This window comes from Bradyrhizobium sp. BRP56, from assembly GCF_020194035.1.
GTDB classification, from domain to species: Bacteria; Pseudomonadota; Alphaproteobacteria; order Rhizobiales; family Xanthobacteraceae; genus Bradyrhizobium; species Bradyrhizobium australafricanum.
Genome location: NZ_JADYVV010000035.1, coordinates 73,976 through 92,289 on the forward strand (window position 1 = coordinate 73,976; position 18,314 = coordinate 92,289).

Sequence of the window (18,314 nt, forward strand, 5' to 3'; positions counted from 1 at the left end):
TTTCAGGGGGAGGGTTCACAATCCGTCATTTCGCCGCGACCACATCATCACCTGACGCGATCACAACCCCATCTGCCGGCTCGCGAGGTCCTTCATGATCTCCTCGGTGCCGCCGCCGATGGCGTTGACCTTGACCTCGCGGTAGATGCGCTCGACCTTGACGCCGCGCATGAAGCCGGCGCCGCCGAAGATCTGCACCGCCTCGGAGGCGCAGTGCGCCATGGTCTGCGTCGCCTGGTTCTTCATCATGCAGATCTCGGCGACCGGGCTTTCGCCCTGGCCGAGCCGCCAAGCCAGCATCTCCAGCATCGCCTGCGAGGCCGCTACCTTCTGCGCCATGTCGACGATCTTGTGCCTGATCACCTGGTGTTGCGCGATCGGCTTGCCGAACGTCTTGCGCTCCTTGGCATAGGCGACCGCCTCGTCGAGGCAGACGCGCGCATAGGCGGTGCAGCTCGCCGCCATGCCCATGCGCTCGCTGTTGAAGTTCTGCATGATGATCTTGAAGCCCTGGCCTTCCTCGCCGATCAGGTTCTCGACCGGCACGCGGCACTCGTCGAAGTGAAGCGTCGCGGTGTCCGACGCCCACCAGCCCATCTTCTTCAGCTTGGTGCGGGACAGGCCGGGCGTATTGCCTTCGATCAACAGCAGGCTGACGCCGCCGGGACCTTCGCCGCCGGTGCGCACCGCGACCGTCAGATAGTCGGCGCGCATGCCCGAGGTGATGAAGGTCTTCTCGCCGGAGACGACATAATGATCGCCGTCGCGCCGCGCCCTGGTGCGCAGGTTCGCGACATCGGAGCCGCCGCTCGGCTCGGTGATCGCGAGCGCGGAGATCTTCTTGCCGGCGAGCACGTCCGGCAGCACCCGCGCCTTGACCTCGGGCCGCGCGGCGCGCGCGATCGGCGGCGAGCCGATGGTGTGGCTCATCAGGCTCGAGGAGACGCCGCCGGCGCCGGCCCGCGCCAACTCCTGCGAGGCCACGATCTTCATGAACTGGTCGGCGGCGATCCCGCCATACTCTTCCGGGAAGCCAAGGCCGAGCAGCCCGATCGCGGATGCCTTGGCATAGAGCTCGCGCGGAAACTCGCCGTCCTCGTCCCATTGATGGGCATAAGGCTCGATTTCCCTGGCAACAAAGCGCCGCATCACCTCGCGAAAGGCCTCATGCTCGCCGGTGTAGAACGGGTTTGCCATCCGCGTGCTCCGTTGATTCTTCCCTCCGACGATGTCCGGATTTCTCCCGGTTCACTTGCGTCGAGTGGCTGCCATCGGTGCCGACGCCCGGTCCGGCGATTTGCCAGCCACTAAACGCAAGACAGTATCCTTATACGCCCCCTCCACTGCCAATTCATGGCATCAATTGAGCCAGGAACAGGCGGCGCAAGACTGCCGTTCCGGAGGAGGGAAATTTGCCGGTTCGTTATTACGACTGGATCGCGCATCATCGCCGGCGCACGCCGGACAAGATGGCGCTTGTCGATCTCGCCAGCGGACGCCGCTTCAGCTATGCGGAGCTCGACGCCCGCGTGTCGCGGCTCGCGGCCTGGCTGCGCGATGGGCTCAAGGTTGCCCGCGGCGACCGCGTCGCGGTGCTGGCGCTGAACACAACCGATACGTTGGAAGTGCAGTTCGCCTGCTTCCGGATCGGCGCGATCTTCCTGCCGCTCAACACCCGCCTCGCCGTACCCGAGCTGCGCTACATCACCGGCGACGCCGCGCCGAAGGTGATGATCCATGACGACGATCTCGCCGAGACCGCGCTTTCGGTGGCAAAGCTCTGCAATGTCGCTGCGACCGTGAGGCTCGGCCCGGGCGGCGCCTATGAGGCCGGCATCGCGGCAGCCACGCCGCTCGAACGGTTCGAGGAGGTCATGCTCGATGACATCTCGACCATCATGTACACGTCGGGGACGACGGGCCAGCCCAAGGGCGCGATCATCACGCATGGGATGACGTTCTGGAATTGCGTCAATCTCGGCGGCCCCGCCTACATCTCGCCGGCCTCGGTGCTGCTCACGGTGCTGCCGCTGTTCCACACCGGCGGGCTGAATTGCTACACCAATCCCGTGCTGCATGCCGGCGGCACTGTGCTGATCATGCGCGCCTTCGATCCCGGCGAGGCGCTGAAGCTGATCGGCGATCCCTTGCAGGGCATCAACGTGTTCTTCGGCGTGCCCGCGATCTACCAGTTCATGGCGCAGCATCCTTCCTTCGCATCAGCGGATTTCAGCCGCCTCGTGATTGGCGGCGTCGGCGGCGCGCCGATGCCGGTGCCGCTGCTCAAGACCTGGGAGGCGCGCGGCGTCGCGCTGCAGCAGGGCTACGGCATGACCGAGACGTCGCCGGCGGTGATGGTGCTCGACCGCGAGGATGCCGCGCGCAAGGCCGGCTCGTCCGGCAAGCCGGTGCTGCACACCGAGGTCCGCATCGTGCGGCCCGACGGCAGCGACGCCGCGGTCGGCGAGCTCGGCGAACTCTGGGTCAAGGGCCCGAACATCACGCCGGGCTACTGGAACAGGCCGGACGCCAACGCCTCCTCGTTCACCGACGGCTGGCTGCACACCGGCGACGCCACGCGGATCGACGAGGAAGGCTTCTACTACATCGTCGACCGCTGGAAGGACATGTACATCTCGGGCGGCGAGAACGTCTATCCGGCCGAGGTCGAGAGCGTGCTGCATCAATTGGCCGCCGTCGCCGAGGCCGCCGTGATCGGCATCCCCGATGAGCAATGGGGCGAAGTCGGCATGGCGATCATTGCCGTGAAATCCGGCCATTCGCTGACCCCGGCCGAGGTCCACGCGCATTGCCAGGCCAATCTGGCGCGGTTCAAATGCCCGCGCCTGATCGAATTCATCGAGGTCCTGCCGCGGAACGCGACAGGCAAAATTCATAAGCCGACGCTCCGGCAACAATTCAGCCGGCCGAAGCCAACCGATACCGCGGCGTGAGCCAGACGCGCGCCGCGCGTTCCGGGATTCGCCGCGACAAGGATTGCCCCGCTGCCGTCTGCCGGGACCGGCTGCGGGTTCGTTGCGTAAGTCCCCAACCAAGATCAATCGAGGAAATTGCCTTTATGAAAACAACAACACTGTCGCTGCTGGCAGCCGCCACGGCGCTCTGCCTGCTCTCCACCCAGGCCGCCTTTGCACAAAAGAAGTATGATACCGGCGCCTCCGACACCGAGATCAAGATCGGCAATGTCGAGGCCTATAGCGGTCCCGCCTCCGCCTACGGCGTCATCGGCAAGACCGAAGAAGCCTATTTCAAGATGATCAACGACCAGGGCGGCATCAACGGCCGCAAGATCAACTGGATCTCCTATGACGACGGCTACTCGCCGCCGAAGACCGTTGAGCAGATCCGCAAGCTGATCGAGAGCGACGAGGTCTTCCTGGTGTTCAACGCGCTGGGCACGCCGACCCAGACCGCGGTGCAGAAGTATCACAACGCCAAGAAGGTGCCGCAGCTGTTCCTCGCCACCGGCGCCAGCAAGTGGAACGATCCGAAGGATTTCCCGTGGACCATGGGTTTCCAGCCGAGCTATCGCGTCGAGGCGCGGATCTTCGGCAAGTACATCCTGAAGGCCAAGCCGGATGCCAAGGTCGCGATCTTCTACGCCAATGACGATTTCGGCAAGGATTACCTGGTCGGCTTGAAGGAGATCCTCGACAAGTCGAGCGTCAAGATCGTCGCCGAAGAGAGCTACGAGACCACCGAGCCGTCGATCGACTCCCACATCGTCAAGCTGAAGGACACCGGCGCCGACGTGTTCGTCAACATCTCGACGCCGAAATTCGCGGCGCAGGCGATCAAGAAGATCGCCGAGCTCAACTGGAAGCCGATGCAGGTGATGACCGACGTCTCGATCTCGATCGGCGCGGTCATGAAGCCCGCCGGGCTCGAGGCCTCGGAAGGCGTGCTGTCGGCCGGCTATCTGAAGGACGCGTCCGATCCGCAATGGAAGAATGACGAGGGCATGAAGAAGTTCATGGCCTTCGCCGAGAAGTACATGCCGGGCGCCAACCTCGCCGACGCCAATCTGGTCTATGGCTACGCCGCGGCGCAGACCATGGCGCAGGTGCTGAAGCAGGCCGGCGACAACCTGACGCGTGAGAACGTGATGAAGCAGGCCGCCAGCCTGAAGGATTTTGCGCCCGACACGTTGATCCCCGGCATCAGGATCAACACCAGCGCAACCGACTTCGCGCCGGTCGAGCAGCTCAAGATGATGCAGTTCAAGAACGGGCAGTGGGAGCTGTTCGGCGACATCATCAGCGCCGAGACCGGCGGCTAGCGCGACGCACACCGCCACCAACATCAGCCGTCGCGAAGCCGCCCATCCGGGCGGCTTCGTTGTTTTTTGCGGATCGCGGGTGAAGCCAAGCCGAGTGACGCGCAAGCTATCTCACCGTCACCCTGAGGAGCCGCGAAGCGGCGTCTCGAAGGGTCGACGGCCCGGCTCTCTCCCGAGTCGATGCATACGGGCCGTGCATCCTTCGAGGCTCGCCCAGCGGCGCAATCGCGCCGCAAGGCTCGCACCTCAGGATGACGGACCTAACTCTGCCGTTGTCAGCCCGGCAGGAAAATCGCGAAAGGCTCATCGATCGTTCGACGCAGATGCTCGCGATAGGCGGCGTAGTTCGCATCATCCGCCGACACCCGGCCGAGGCTGGGCTTGGGCACGTTCTTCACCGGCAGGAACGCGATCGGCGCGGCGACCGGCGTCAGCAGCGAGCCGCGGCCGGCGAGCAGCGTCGTGATGATGCCGTACATCTCGCCGGAATTGCGCGGGCGCGACACCGTGATCACGCGATGCTGGCCGTGCCTGTTGGTCACGAGGTAGACGAAGCCGGATTCGTTGGGCACCGCGACTTCGCCGTACTGCGTATAGTCGGCGTCCTGCCGCTCGCCTTCGCGGAAGCCGAGCGATGACGACGCCTCGTCCCAGGTGATCTCCGTCCGATAGGCGTAGAGTGCGCCCTGCTCGCCGAACGACGGCCGCACTGTGATGTAGGTCCCCTCGATCCGCGCCACCGCGCGGCGCGAATAAGACCCGAGGCTGTCGGGTGCGATCCCGCCATTGGCGGGTGCGGCCACCGTGATCGTCTCCGGCAGCTTGCGCAAGGACACACCCAGCGCCTGCTCCAGCCGCACGGTGGTCGCCAGCGTGAACGGGCGGCGGCCGCCGAGCACCTTCTCCAGGGTCGAGAGGCTGAGCTTGGCCTGCTCGGCCAGCGTCTGCCGCGAGATGCGGCGGCGCGCGATTTCCTCGCGGATGGTCTCCGCGACCTGCTGGCTCTGCTCGGCGGATAGCTGCTTGTCAGGCGTCGGCATCCAGATTCCTGCCCGGTTCCCCTTGATTCCGCGCAGTCTAGCAGACCGGACAATCCATCACCAAACCGCACAAATCCGCCTCAGCCGGCGGCGGGCCGCGCCGGACGGCGGCCAATCATTGCCGATCATTCTGCTCGCGCCAAAACCGCCGTTCTCCATGATCGCGAGGCAGCGAAAGCCTCGCTCGGGAGTGACGAAAATGACGATTTACGATGCATGTGAGAGCAGCCCGCAGATCCGCCTGTCGCGCAGGATGCGCATTGCGCTGTTCTTTCTGGTGGAAGGTGTGGCCGCGCTGGTTATCGGCTTTGCGGCGCTATTCCTGAGTTTCGGTCCGGTGTGGTCGGCCGAACTGCCGCAACAGGCGGTGCTGCGGCAATCGGATGCGCGCTCCGGCTCGCTGCTGTTCAAGACCGATGACGGCTATCGGGATGCGCTGAGGCTCGGCATCGACGTCGACCTCACGGTGTCGGGTCCGACGGTCCGCGCCCGCGTCACGCAGATCTTCCGCAACCCGACCAAGGACTGGGTGGAGGCGACCTATGTCTATCCGCTGCCGGCGGGCGGCGCGGTCGACACGCTGAAGATGGTGGTCGGCGACCGCGTCGTGGTCGGCGACATCAAGGAGCGGCAGCAGGCTCGCGCGATCTACGAGCAGGCCAGGCAGAACGGCCAGAAGGCCGCGCTCACCGAGCGGGAGCGGCCCAACATCTTCACCAATTCGGTCGCCAATATCGGCCCCGGCGAAACCGTGCTGGTGCAGATCGAATATCAGGAGTCGGTGCAGCAGAACGGCAACGAGTTCTCGCTGCGGGTGCCGATGGTGGTCGGCCCGCGCTACAATCCGCGCCCGGTGGTGCAGAGCGTCGATCTCCGCGCCGACGGCAACGGCTGGGGCGCCACGTCAACCGATCCCGTGCCGGATCGCGACCGCATTGCGCGCGAAGTGCTCGATCCGGCAGAGAATGCGCCGGTCAATCCGACCAACATCACGGTGCATCTGAACGCCGGCTTCCCGCTCGGGGAAGTGAAGAGCCATTTCCACCAGGTCAGGATCGAGAGCCCCGACAGCACCACGCGGCTCGTCAAGCTCGCCGAAGGCCCGGTGCCGGCCGATCGTGATTTCGAGCTGACCTGGAAGCCGGCCGCCGAGAAGGCGCCGGCGGTCGGGCTGTTCCGCGAGCGTGTCGGCAATTCCGACTATCTGCTGGCCTTCGTCACCCCGCCGTCGGTCGAGCAGGCGCAACAGAAGCCGTTGCCGCGCGAGGTGATCTTCGTGATCGATAATTCCGGCTCGATGGGCGGCACCTCGATCATCCAGGCCAAGGCGAGCCTGACTTACGCGCTCGGCCGCCTGCAGCCGACCGATCGCTTCAACGTGATCCGGTTCGACGACACCATGGACACGCTGTTCCCGTCGCCGGTCGCGGCCAACAGCGCCAATATCGGCAATGCGACGGCGTTCGTCAGCGCGTTGCAGGCCCGTGGCGGCACCGAGATGGTGCCGGCGATGCGCGCGGCGCTGTCCGACACCAACCATGGCGACGCCAATTACGTCCGCCAGGTCGTGTTCCTGACCGACGGTGCCATCGGCAACGAGCAGCAATTGTTCGAGACCATCAGCGCGCTGCGTGGCCGCTCGCGGGTGTTCATGGTCGGCATCGGCTCGGCGCCGAACACCTATCTGATGACGCGCGCCGCCGAGCTCGGCCGCGGCACCTTCACCCATATCGGCTCGGTCGAGCAGGTCGACGAGCGCATGCGCGGCCTGTTCGCCAAGCTGGAGAACCCGGCGGTGACGAACCTCTCCGCGAAATTCTCCGAGGCGGCGGCCGACCTGACGCCGTCGGCATTGCCCGACGTCTATCGCGACGAGCCGCTGGTGCTGGCCGCCAAGCTCGACAAGCTGGCCGGCTCGGTCGAGATCAAGGGTCGCATCGGCGACCGCCCCTGGAGCGTGACGCTGCCGCTCGCGAATGCCGCTGAAGGCAAGGGCCTGCCGAAACTGTGGGCGCGCCGCAAGATCGCCGATGCCGAGGTCGCGCGCACCACGCGACAGGAGAGCCCCGAGGAAGCCGACAAGACCATCCTCGCGCTAGCGCTGGAGCATCAGCTCGTCACGCGGCTGACCAGCCTTGTCGCGGTCGACAAGACGCCGAGTCGTCCAGACGGCGAGCCGCTGAAGCTCTCCGAGTTGCCGCTCAACCTGCCCGCCGGCTGGGATTTTGCGAAGGTGTTCGGCGAGCGTCCGAGTCTGCCGGCCGTGCCGGGCGAGCGGCGCGCCGACGGTGGCGACAGCAAGGTGCAGCTCGCTGCGCTGAAGCGGTCACCGGTCGCCACACAAGGTCCCGGCACGATCCAGCTGCCGAAGACCGCGACCGACGCGGAGCTGAAGATGATCGCGGGCGTGATCCTGCTCACGGTCAGCCTTCTCCTGCTGGTGTTCAACCGGCGTCAGACGTCGCCCCAATGACGTCGGATGAAAGGAGGAGGTGCCCCCCAACCTCCTCCTTCAAGAGCGCGCGCGGCCTTCCACCCGTCCCCCAGGGGCCGCGCGCGCAACTCTTTTCCAACCCGCAATGTCATTCCGGGGCGATGCGCAGCATCGAACCCGGAATCTCGAGATTCCGGGTCTGGTCCTTCGGACTATCCCGGAATGACAGCAACAGGCGCAACAATGCCCCGCTTCATCCCAGCCCTCGGCTTCGCCCTCATCGGCCTGATCCTGTTCGGCCAGGGCGCCTATATCCATGCCAAGGCGCTGCTCGCACAGGTGCTGCTGGAGCGCGCCTTCGCGCAGAGCATCGCGACCGGCCAGCCGGTGAAGCCGTGGAACTGGGCCGATACCTGGCCGGTGGCGCGGATCGAGGTGAAGCGCCTGCACGCTTCCGCGATCGTGCTTGCCGGCAGCAGCGGCCAGGCACTGGCGTTCGGCCCCGGCCATGTCGAACAGACCGTCGATGCCGGCGAGCGCGGCGTCGCGGTCTATTCCGCGCACCGCGACACTCATTTTCGCTTTCTCAGGAATGTCACAATCGGTGACGAGATCGACGTCACGCGCAGCGACGGCAAGATGTTTCGCTATCGGGCCGATCGCAGTTCGGTGGTCCGCTTCGATCAATCCGGCATCGATCCGATGACTGACCGACATGAACTGGTGCTGTCGACCTGCTGGCCGTTCGACGCGCTGACATCGGGGTCCGAGCGTTACTTGCTGCACGCGACCCTGATCGAAACGGATTCGCGCCCGCGCGAATCGGGTTCCTGATACGCAATCAATTTTGCGCCTGCCGGGATATTGCGCGCGGTGCCCTGACCTGCGCCAGCATGAGTTGCTACCCCCTTTCCCTCGCCACAAAAACAATGAAAAATCGCGCGCCTCACGGTGATCCGCCGTGGCCAGAGGAAACAAAGACAACAAGGATAAGGGCAGGCTCCATGGAAGCTTTCGCAAGCACCGCGTCTCATGTGTCCCACGAATGGGCGCCGCCCGCTGACGCCAGCGATATCGTCAAGAGCATCCACGCGATGCTGCATCCGCGCAACATCGTGCTGGTCGGTGCCACCGACAAGCCCGGCAATTACGCCGAACGGATCTGGAACAATCTGGTCAAATACGGATATGCCGGCGGCCTCTATCCGATCAACGCCAAGCGCGAAGCGATCTGGGGCGTCACCTGCTACAAGGACTTCGCCAGCCTTCCCGAGAAGCCCGACCATGTGCTGGTGCTGGTGCCGGCCCGGTTTGCGGTGCAGGTGATCCGCGATGCGGCCGCGGCCGGCGCACGCTCGGCGACCATCGTCACCTCCGGCTTCAGCGAATTGCAGGATGAAGAGAGCCAGCGGCTCGCGGTCGAGCTGAAGCAGGCGATCAAGGAGACCGGGCTTGCGGTCACCGGTCCGAATTGCCTCGGCAATCTCAGCGCCGGCGAGAACCTGTTCACCAATATCGACGACCGCATCGTCACCATGGAGCAGGGCGCGGTGGCGATCGCCGGCCAATCCGGCGCGATCGTGATGGCGATCCGCCAGGCGCTGGAGGATCGCGGCGTCGGCGTCGGCTACATGGTCACGACCGGCAATGAATCCGGCCTCGAGACCCCGGACCTGATGAGCTACTTCGCCGCCGATCCGAGCATCCGCGTCATCGTGGTCTATCTCGAAGGCGTCAGGAACACGAAGGTATTCCGCGATGCCTGCAAGGCCGCGCGCGCCGCCGGCAAGCCGGTGATCGCGCTCAAGCTCGGCGCCTCCGAAGGCGGCCGCGCGGCGGCGATGGCGCATACCGGCGCGCTCGCCGGCTCGATCGAGACCTTCGATGCGATCTCGACCCGCGAAGGCGTGATCCGGGTGCGTGGGCTGGATGAACTGATCGAAACCACCGAGTGCTTCGTCCATGCCGATCCGCCGAAGGGCAATCGCCTCGCGGCGGTGTCGCTGTCGGGCGGCAAGCGCGGCCTTCTGATCGACGCGTTCTATTCCGCCGGGCTGAACTTCGCGCCGCTGAGTCCGAACGCCTCGGAGCAGCTGGCGAAGATGCTCGGCCCCGGCAGCATCGTCGGCAATCCGCTCGACGCCGGCTTTGCCGCGGTGGTCGATCCCTCCGTCTACATGAAGTCGATCAAGATCATGATCGACGATCCCGACACCGATATCGTCATCATCGATGCCGAGCTGCCGAAGGCGCCACACGAGCTGCGCGAGCGAAATCTGCGCATCGTCAACGAAATGGCGGGCCAGGCCAACAAGCCGGTGATCTATATCAGCGCGATGTCGATCGGCTTCACCGAATTCACCAAGGGACTGCGCAAGTCGCTGCCCGATATCGCGGTCATGCAGGGCCTCGACCGCGCTGTCGGCGCGATCAAGTCGCTGATCGAATATGCCGGCCTGCGCAAGGAGGTGCCCGATATCGCCTCGAGCTCGAAGGCATCGGCGCGCGCGGTGCTGGAGAAGACGCTGAAGGCCGCAAACGGCGCCGCCGCACTGGACGAGGTCGCCTCGAAGAAGCTGCTCAAGGCCTATGGCATCCCGATCTCAAAGGAAGAGGTCGCGCAGACCGCAGCCGAGGCCGTGAAGATCGCCAAGCAGATCGGTTTCCCGGTGGTCGCCAAGGTGGTCAGCCCCGACATCCTGCACAAATCCGATATCGGCGGCGTGGTGCTGAATCTCGCCAGTGCAGCCGAGGTGAAGAAGGCGTTCGACGACATCACCGCGCGGGTGAAGAAGCTGAAGGGCAAGCCGAAGCTCGAAGGCATCCTGATCGCGCAGCAGGTCAAGGCCGACCTCGAGCTCGTGGTCGGCGCCTCGCTCGACGCCGAGATGGGCCCCGTCGTGCTGTTCGGAACCGGCGGCGTCGATATCGAGCTGATGAAGGACGTCGCGCTCGCCGGCGCGCCGCTCGACGCCGCCGAGGCGAAGGAGCTGATCGCCAGGACCAAGGCCGGCGTCAAGATGAAGGGCTATCGCGGCAAGCCCGCGCTGCACGAGCCGTCGGCAGTGAAGGCGCTGGTCGGTCTTTCCAACCTGATGGCGGACGCCAACGGCCGCATTGCCTCGATCGACGTCAACCCGTTCCTGATCAACAGCAAGCTCGGCGTCGCCGTCGACGGCCTGATCGTGCTGAACAACGCCGCCGCGAACAAGGCGGCGGGGCATTAGGCTCGGCGCATGCCCGGCCCCTCACCGTCACCCTGAGGTGGCCGCTCCTTCAGCGGCCCTCGAAGGGCGACGGCCCGGCTGGTGGCCGTACATCCTTCGAGGCTCGCTCAGCGGCGCAATTGCGCCGCAAGGCTCGCGCCTCAGGATGACGGGACAGCGCGCAAACAGCTCGAGAGCGCCGCGGGCTAAAAGCTCGCGCCCCACTGCCGCGCGGTCTGCATCACCCAGTCGCGATAGAGCGTCAGCGGCGTCACGCCGGTGATGCCGCCGCAGCCGGCGGCGCCGTTCGGCCCCGTCGACCAGCTCACCACGCCGACGATTACGGGGCCGCCCTGCTTGTCCTCGAACACCGGCGCGCCGGAATCGCCGGTGCAGGCCCCGAGCCCTTCGCGCACGCCCTGCCCGACCGGATCGACGAGACGGATCTGCAACGTGCCGGGCTTGCCGCTCGCGATCAGGCCGGCAACGCGGGTGGCGCCACCGCTCTTGCCGTCACCGCGCACGGTGACGCCGACGCCCGCGATGGTGAAACGGCCGCCGACCTGGATCGGAATGTTTGGCATGCCGAGCGCGGCCGGCGCCTTGCCTGCGGCCGGCGCCGCCAGTTGCAGCAGCGCGACATCGGCGGTCGCGACATGATTGGTCATCGCCTGCATCCGAAAGCCGGGATGGATCGCAACCGTCCTGACATCCTGCAGCTTCGGCTGCCTGTCCGCGCCATATTCGACAATCTTGTAATCGGCGCCGGGCTGCACGCAATGCGCCGCGGTCAGCACGACCTTCGGCGCGATCAGCGCACCGGTGCAGAAGTTGCCGCGCGAGCCGACGATGGTGACGACGGAGCGCGCAACGCCATCCGTCGACGGCGCGCCGCCGCCGACGATGGCGAAAGCCGGAGGGCAGACCAGCGACACGAGAACGGCGAGGATCAGGCGGGATGTCTTCATCGGCGAAGCAATAGCCCGCTCCGCGCGGGTCGCCAAGCGCCGAACGAGCACCGAACAAGCGCCGGATCGGGCTGGTCCCGGTCTGCGATCCGTGTTAGCCGCTCCTCAAGCAACGCATCATTGGGCAGGAAGGCATGATCGAGGCAGTGATCTGGGATTTCGGCGGCGTGTTGACCACCTCGCCGTTCGAGGCGTTCGCGCGCTATGAGACCGAGCGCGGCCTGCCGATCGACATCATCCGCCGCACCAACGCCGCCAACCATCTCGAGAACGCCTGGGCCAAGTTCGAGCGCGCCGAGATCGATATCGACGCATTCGACGCGCTGTTCGCCACGGAATCGAAGGCGCTCGGCGCCGAGGTGCGCGGCAAGGACGTGCTGCCGCTGCTCTCCGGCGACCTGCGCCCCGAGATGGTCGAGGCCCTGAAGCGCATCAAGGCGAAATTCAAGACCGGCTGCATCACCAACAATCTGCCGGCGAACGCGATCGGCAGCCGCAGCGGACGCACGCTCTATGTCGCCGAGGTGATGGCGCTGTTCGACCACGTCATCGAGTCCGCGAAGATCGGCCTGCGCAAGCCCGACCCGCGCATCTACCAGATGATGGTGGAGACGCTGCAGGTGAATCCGAAGAACTGCGTCTATCTCGACGATCTCGGCGTCAATTTGAAGCCGGCGCGCGAGATGGGCATGACCACGATCAAGGTCGCGAATGCCGCGCAGGCGATCGGCGAGCTTGAAGCCGCGACCGGTCTCACGCTGAGGTGAAGCGGGTTACGCGCCTATTCATGCCGCATTCACGCGGCGGCTTCTAATTGTCGGCCTCCCCCCGGGTCACGGCGCGATCGCATCGTGACCCCTTTCCTGGTCTGAGCATGACGTTCCGGAAAACCGACGTCCACTTCTCCAAATCATGCCTCGCGGAGGCACTTCCCATGAAATCTCTTGTCGTCGCCCTCGTCTCGGCGGGTTCGCTGCTGATCTCGGCTGCAGCGCTCGCGCAGACAACACCGGCCCCCACAACAGCGCCGGTGGCAGCTCCCGCGCAACAGAGCGCGTCGACGGCGGCGCCCGTGCCCGGCGCGAAGCGCGCGGCCTGCCAGAGCGCGGCGAAGGCGCTGAAGGGCCAGGAGCGGCACGACCAGATGCAGCTCTGCATGGCGCAGGCGCGTCTCGACTGCCTGAAGCAGGCCATCGACCAGAAGATCACGGGCCCTCAGCGCAAGGATTTCGTGAAGAGCTGCGCGGGTTGACGGTAGCCGGGCTACGAGATTCTTCTCCTTCCCCCTGAAAGGGGGAAGGTCGGGATGGGGGTCAGCCGCAGGCGCCGGCGTGATGGAGAGAGTAGATCCCCACCCGCTTTGCTCTGGCGAGCAAAGCGACCTCCCCTTTTCAAGGGGAGGTTCGAACTACACGCTAACAAGCGTAGCCCGTATTGCGCTTGGCGGAAATACCCGGAACCATGCGCTAACCCCATGCCTTTGCGGGCCAAACGAGCCTTGTGCTTTGTCCGCAACGGGCGCAGAACAGGTCCGAGTTCAAGGCAAATTCGGAGCTGATCCTCGTGGCTGACACCAGGCCCACCGCCTCGATCGAGGCCGTGGAAAGCGGCCTCGCCGCGCAAGGCTATATTGCGAGCCGGCAGATCGCGACCGCGGTCTATCTGTCGCAGCAGATCGAGAAGCCGATCCTGGTCGAGGGCCCTGCCGGCGTCGGCAAGACCGAGCTGGCGAAGGCGATCGCCGCATGGCGCGGCATGAAGATGATCCGCCTGCAATGCTATGAGGGCCTCGACGAGGCCAAGGCGCTGTATGAGTGGAAATACGCCAAGCAGCTGCTCTACACCCAGATCCTGAAGGACAAGCTCGGCGAGGTGCTCGGCGGCGCACAGTCGCTGGCGGCTGCGCTCGACCAGCTCCACACCTTCGGCGATGTGTTCTTCTCCAAGGAATTCGTCGAGCCACGGCCGCTGTTGCAGGCGCTGGAGCAGCCGGCCGGCTGCGTGCTCCTGATCGACGAGATCGACAAGTCGGATGCCGAATTCGAATCGCTGCTGCTGGAAATCCTCTCGGACTTCCAGGTCACGATCCCCGAGCTCGGTACCGTCTCCGCGGTGGCGCCGCCGACCGTGATCCTGACCTCGAACAGCGAGCGCGATCTTGGCGACGCCTTGAAGCGGCGCTGCCTGCATCTGCACATCGGCTTCCCCGAGCAGAAGCTGGAGGAGCGCATCGTCGAGAGCCGGGTGCCCGGCATCTCGCAGACGCTGCGCAAGCAGATGGTCGGCTTCATCCACGAGATCCGCTCGCTCGACCTGAAGAAGCTGCCCTCGGTCAGCGAGGCGATCGACTGGGCGCGCGTGCTGGTGCTGCTGCAGGCGAGCGAGCTCGACCACGAGATCGTCAGGGACACGCTCAACGTGCTCCTGAAATATGAGGCCGATATCGAGGCCGCGACGCCGCAGATTTCGTCCTTCATCGCCAAGGCGTCGCGCCAGGGCGTGTTCAGCTAGACCAAGATGCGCGAGAACCTGCATCGCTTCTTTCGTGCGGCGCGGGGGGCCGGGGTCCGGGTCTCGCCCGCCGAAAGCATCGACGCGATGCGGGCGGTCGCCCAGGTCGGCTTTGCCGATCGCGACATCCTGCGCGACACCTTCCTGCTGACGCTGGCCAAGACCCAGGACGAGAAGCGCGCGCTCGGCGAATGCTTCGATCTGTTCTTCAGCCAGCCCGAGCCGCAGCAGGAAAGCGCCGAGCAGAGCAAGACCGACGATGGCGGCGAATCCGGCGCCAACCCGTCGGCCGACGAGCATGGCGATGCGTCGGGCGGCGCCGCCAACGAGAATGTCGGGCCGCTGGCGCAGATGCTGCTGTCGCAGGATCGCTCCGCGATATCGAGCGCGATCGCCAACGCCTCCGGCGCCGCCTCGCTGCCAGACATCCGCTACTTCACCCAGCGCGGCATCTTCCAGACCCGCATCCTCGACGCGATGGGGATCGAGCGCCTGCGCGACGACATCGACGACCTGACCACGCGCAATCCCGCGCTCGCCGAACGGCTGCAGGAGGCGCTCAACGGCTTGCGCGGCACCGTTCGCGATGCGGTCTCGCAGGCCCTGCTGCTGTACGGCCGCGAGGAAGCGGAGAATCTGCGCAACGAGATCCTGCGCAACGCGCCGCTGGCGCGGATCGAGCCGCGGCAGGTCGAGCAAATGCGCGCACTGATCCGCCAGATCGCGCGCCGGCTGCGCGAGCGCTATTCCAAGCCGCGCAAGCGCCAGCGCCGCGGCCATCTCGATGTCCGCCGCACGCTGCGCCGCAACGCGGCCTGGGGCGGCGTCCCCTTCCTCACAGCGTGGAAGCGCAAGCATCGCGACCGGCCGAAGATCGTCGCGCTGTGCGACGTCTCCGGCTCGGTCGCCCGCGTCTCGGACTTCTTCCTGCTCCTGATCCACAGCCTGCACGAGGTGGTGGACGACGTCCGCTCATTCGCCTTCTCGGGCCACCTGATCGAGGTCAGCGACATCCTGGAATCGAAATCGCCGGAAGAAGCGATGAAGGAGATCATGTCCAAGGTCGGCTTCGGCTCGTCCGACTACGGCAATTCGTTCGCCGATTTCGAGGACAACTGGATGAGCGCGATCACGCCGCAGACCACGGTGATCGTGCTCGGCGACGCCCGCAGCAACAATCTCGATCCGCGCGCCGACATCCTGCGCCGCATCGGCGAGCGCTCCAAGCGGCTGGTCTGGCTCAACCCCGAAGGCCGCATGGTCTGGGGTTTCGGCGATTCCGAGATGCCGCGCTACGCGACCTTCTGCAGCGTGGTGCGGCAATGCGCGACCGCGCGGCAGCTCGAGCGCGCCGTGTCGGATATCGTCGCCACGTATCAATAGGCCGCCGGCCGCGCTTAGATGGCAAGCGACTCGCCGTGGAACAGCCACCCCACGAACGCAGCCAATGTCAGCGCGATCGAGGCGAAGATGCCGACCAGCTTGATCGTCGTGATCGCCTTCAGGATCGAGACCGACCGCGCCGCCGCATGCGGGTCGCCGTGCAGCAGCAGCCATGCCAGGAGACAATCCTCGATCAGGTCGCTGAGTAGGTACACAGCCGGCACGACCAGGCCGAGCCACGCCGCGGACGGATAGATCCGGCTGAGCCAGTGCGATGACGCCGCGCCCATCGCGCCCGCCAGCGCCAGCATGACGATCAGATCGAACGGAAACAGGATCGGAAAGACATACTTCATCCGCAGATCCGACTGCACCAGCTCGCCAAGCTGGTCGCCGGTGTAGCTCAGCGTCTTCTCCGGAAAGCGGGTGCGGAACCTGCTTGCGAACACGCGATCGGAATAGCTGCCGACCCACCAGAACAGTCCGAACGCCACCACCACAAGTGCCGAGAGAATGGCCGTCACGAGAGCTTGAGGGCTCATGCCGACCCGTTCCTGTTGTTGTCGAGGAAGCTGCGGGAGGCCGCAGGAAAGATGATCGCGTGCACCGCGGAGTCCCTGAAAGGGAGAAAATGTCGACGCATATAGCAATGATCGACGAGCAGATTTCCATCTTTTCCGAAGTGTTGCAATTGAATTCTGGAAGCGCCATTGGCGGCTGGCCCAAAGCATCGCGAACGCAATTGGGTCTCTCACGGACACTCCGTCACGGCCGGGCATCGGCGAGCTGAAGCGACGCCGTCCTTGGCGCAGCTTTGGCCGGCGGTGGCGAGATTCAATTCGAGAGCCAACGGCAGGCAGCGTCGACGCGCATCGCGCTTCGGCTACCCGGCACCACCGGCGGTCACGCCGCCGCCACAGAACCGTCTTCAATTGGAGATTGAATTTTCACCACGTTCTGCCGTACATAGAGGCCGCGAATTTTCACGGCGGCCGCGAGGGCAACGGATGCCGAAGGATATTGTGATTTGCTGCGACGGCACCGGCAACGAGATCGGTGACAATATTTCCAACGTGCTGAAGCTGTTCCGCGTCGCCGACAAGAATGACCGGCAGCGGATCTATTATCATCCCGGCCTCGGCACCATCGGCCTGCAAAACGCCTGGGGTCGCTTCAAGCAGCAGATGCGCGGCCTGTTCGGGCTGGCCTTCGGCGCCGGTCTCGACCAGGACACGCTCGGCGCCTACCTGTTCCTGTGCCGAACCTGGGAGCCCGGTGACCGGGTCTGGATGTTCGGCTTCAGCCGCGGTGCCTACACGGTGCGCGTGCTCGCGGCCTTCGTCCATGTGATGGGCCTGCTGCCCGTCGACCAGCTCGACCTCGCGAGCTACGCCTTCGGCACCTACAAAAAAGCCAGCTCCGACGCCCAAAAATCCGACGGCACGTTCGACTATGCTCCGTTGAAGGAGGCTTGGCACTTCAGCCAGATTGCCGGCGGCCGCAACATCGACATCGAGTTCGTCGGTGTCTGGGACACCGTGGCCTCGATCATCGTGCCGCGACAGGACAATTTCCTGTTCGACTTGCAGACGCTGCTGTTCACCCGCACCAATTCCAGCGTCAAACACTTCCGCCAGGCGATCTCGATCGACGAGCGCAGGCGCATGTTCCGACTCAATCGCTGGATCGAGCCGCAGAAATTCCGCTCGGATCCATTCGATCCGGCGACGGAGGTGGAGCAGAACATCAGCCAGGTCTGGTTTGCCGGCGTGCACTCCGACGTCGGCGGCGGCTATCCGGAAGACCAGAGCGGGCCGTCGAAGTTTCCGCTGATCTGGATGCTCGAGCAGGCCAAGGCAGCCGGGCTGCACATGGATCAGGCGCTGATCGATCATCTCGCCTGGGGGATGCCGTTGCCGCCGCACAAGCACGAATATGTGCCGCCGAGCGCAGCCGCCCCGCTGCACAATTCGCTGACCGCCGCCTGGGAAATCCTGGAATGGATTCCGAAGCGCGACAAATGGAAGGAATGGCCGGAGCGGAAATCCTTCCTCGGTTTCTATCTGCCGCGCGGCGAGCCGCGGCCGATTGCGGACGGCGCGACCATCCATGCCTCGGTGCTCGAGCGCATGGAGAAGGATCCGGCCTACAAGCCGATCAATATGCCGAAGACCTACAACGTCGAGCCGATGACGCCGCCCCCGGCACCACCCGCGCCGACGGCCCTGACGGCTTGAAGGCCTCAAAGCATGATTTAACCGCGAAGGCGATCTGCTCCCTCTCCCGCTTGCGGGCAGGGCAATCACATATGGAATGAACCGATTCTTCCTCGCCGTCATGGCCGGGCTTGTCCCGGCCATCCACGTCTTTTCTTCGCGTGGAAACGAAGACGTGGATGCCCGGGACAAGCCCGGGCATGACGAGTTTGTGGGAACTCCGATCGCCTCAAACGGTCATATGCGATTGCCCTAC

General features: G+C 65.3%; 14 protein-coding genes. 10 read left to right on the top strand and 4 right to left on the bottom strand.

What is annotated here, in order from left to right:
* Nucleotides 1-60: 60 nt before the first annotated feature.
* Nucleotides 61-1,197, bottom strand: coding sequence for an acyl-CoA dehydrogenase family protein (locus I6F38_RS23980; RefSeq protein WP_225162042.1), 1,137 nt, complete (start codon nt 1,195-1,197; stop codon nt 61-63).
* 215 nt (nt 1,198-1,412) lie between these two features.
* Here I6F38_RS23980 and I6F38_RS23985 point away from each other — a divergent pair, with 215 nt between their 5' ends.
* Complete coding sequence (locus I6F38_RS23985) at nt 1,413-2,954, top strand: long-chain fatty acid--CoA ligase (protein ID WP_225162043.1); 1,542 nt, start codon at nt 1,413-1,415, stop codon at nt 2,952-2,954.
* Between the two features lie 125 nt (nt 2,955-3,079).
* A complete protein-coding gene (locus tag I6F38_RS23990; RefSeq protein WP_225162044.1) occupies nt 3,080-4,300 on the top strand; it encodes an ABC transporter substrate-binding protein in 1,221 nt (406 codons plus the stop codon).
* Nucleotides 4,301-4,575: 275 nt separating this feature from the next.
* Here the strand turns inward: I6F38_RS23990 and I6F38_RS23995 are convergent, their stop codons facing one another.
* Nucleotides 4,576-5,340, bottom strand: a complete 765-nt coding sequence (locus I6F38_RS23995; protein ID WP_076834862.1) for a helix-turn-helix transcriptional regulator — start codon at nt 5,338-5,340, stop codon at nt 4,576-4,578.
* A 199-nt stretch (nt 5,341-5,539) separates the two neighbouring features.
* Here I6F38_RS23995 and I6F38_RS24000 point away from each other — a divergent pair, with 199 nt between their 5' ends.
* From I6F38_RS24000 to I6F38_RS24010, 3 genes are all read left to right on the top strand, one after another.
* The gene (locus tag I6F38_RS24000; protein WP_225162045.1) at nt 5,540-7,813 is read left to right on the top strand and encodes a marine proteobacterial sortase target protein; all 2,274 of its coding nucleotides are present in this window, start codon (nt 5,540-5,542) and stop codon (nt 7,811-7,813) included.
* Between the two features lie 204 nt (nt 7,814-8,017).
* Nucleotides 8,018-8,608 carry a class GN sortase gene (locus I6F38_RS24005; protein ID WP_225162046.1) on the top strand — a complete coding sequence of 197 codons (591 nt, stop codon included), beginning with the start codon at nt 8,018-8,020 and terminating at the stop codon, nt 8,606-8,608.
* A gap of 170 nt (nt 8,609-8,778) precedes the next feature.
* Nucleotides 8,779-11,001, top strand: a complete 2,223-nt coding sequence (locus tag I6F38_RS24010) for an acetate--CoA ligase family protein (RefSeq protein WP_225162047.1) — start codon at nt 8,779-8,781, stop codon at nt 10,999-11,001.
* A 185-nt stretch (nt 11,002-11,186) separates the two neighbouring features.
* Here I6F38_RS24010 and I6F38_RS24015 read toward each other — a convergent pair whose 3' ends face one another.
* Nucleotides 11,187-11,948, bottom strand: coding sequence for a trypsin-like serine protease (locus tag I6F38_RS24015; RefSeq protein ID WP_225162048.1), 762 nt, complete (start codon nt 11,946-11,948; stop codon nt 11,187-11,189).
* Nucleotides 11,949-12,082: 134 nt separating this feature from the next.
* Here I6F38_RS24015 and I6F38_RS24020 point away from each other — a divergent pair, with 134 nt between their 5' ends.
* From I6F38_RS24020 to I6F38_RS24035, 4 genes are all read left to right on the top strand, one after another.
* Complete coding sequence (locus tag I6F38_RS24020; RefSeq protein ID WP_168857640.1) at nt 12,083-12,715, top strand: HAD-IA family hydrolase; 633 nt, start codon at nt 12,083-12,085, stop codon at nt 12,713-12,715.
* Between the two features lie 167 nt (nt 12,716-12,882).
* A complete protein-coding gene (locus I6F38_RS24025) occupies nt 12,883-13,200 on the top strand; it encodes a hypothetical protein (RefSeq protein WP_225162049.1) in 318 nt (105 codons plus the stop codon).
* A gap of 311 nt (nt 13,201-13,511) precedes the next feature.
* Nucleotides 13,512-14,459, top strand: coding sequence for a MoxR family ATPase (locus tag I6F38_RS24030; RefSeq protein ID WP_225162050.1), 948 nt, complete (start codon nt 13,512-13,514; stop codon nt 14,457-14,459).
* A 6-nt stretch (nt 14,460-14,465) separates the two neighbouring features.
* Nucleotides 14,466-15,842 (top strand): VWA domain-containing protein, encoded by a 1,377-nt coding sequence (locus I6F38_RS24035; protein WP_225162051.1) that lies wholly within the window; start codon nt 14,466-14,468, stop codon nt 15,840-15,842.
* 14 nt (nt 15,843-15,856) lie between these two features.
* Here the strand turns inward: I6F38_RS24035 and I6F38_RS24040 are convergent, their stop codons facing one another.
* Entirely contained in the window at nt 15,857-16,384 is a 528-nt protein-coding gene (locus I6F38_RS24040) for a hypothetical protein (RefSeq protein ID WP_225162052.1), read from the bottom strand.
* A gap of 465 nt (nt 16,385-16,849) precedes the next feature.
* On the opposite strand from I6F38_RS24040, the gene I6F38_RS24045 reads away from it, so the two are divergent.
* Nucleotides 16,850-18,079, top strand: a complete 1,230-nt coding sequence (locus tag I6F38_RS24045; protein ID WP_225162053.1) for a DUF2235 domain-containing protein — start codon at nt 16,850-16,852, stop codon at nt 18,077-18,079.
* Nucleotides 18,080-18,314: the final 235 nt, after the last annotated feature.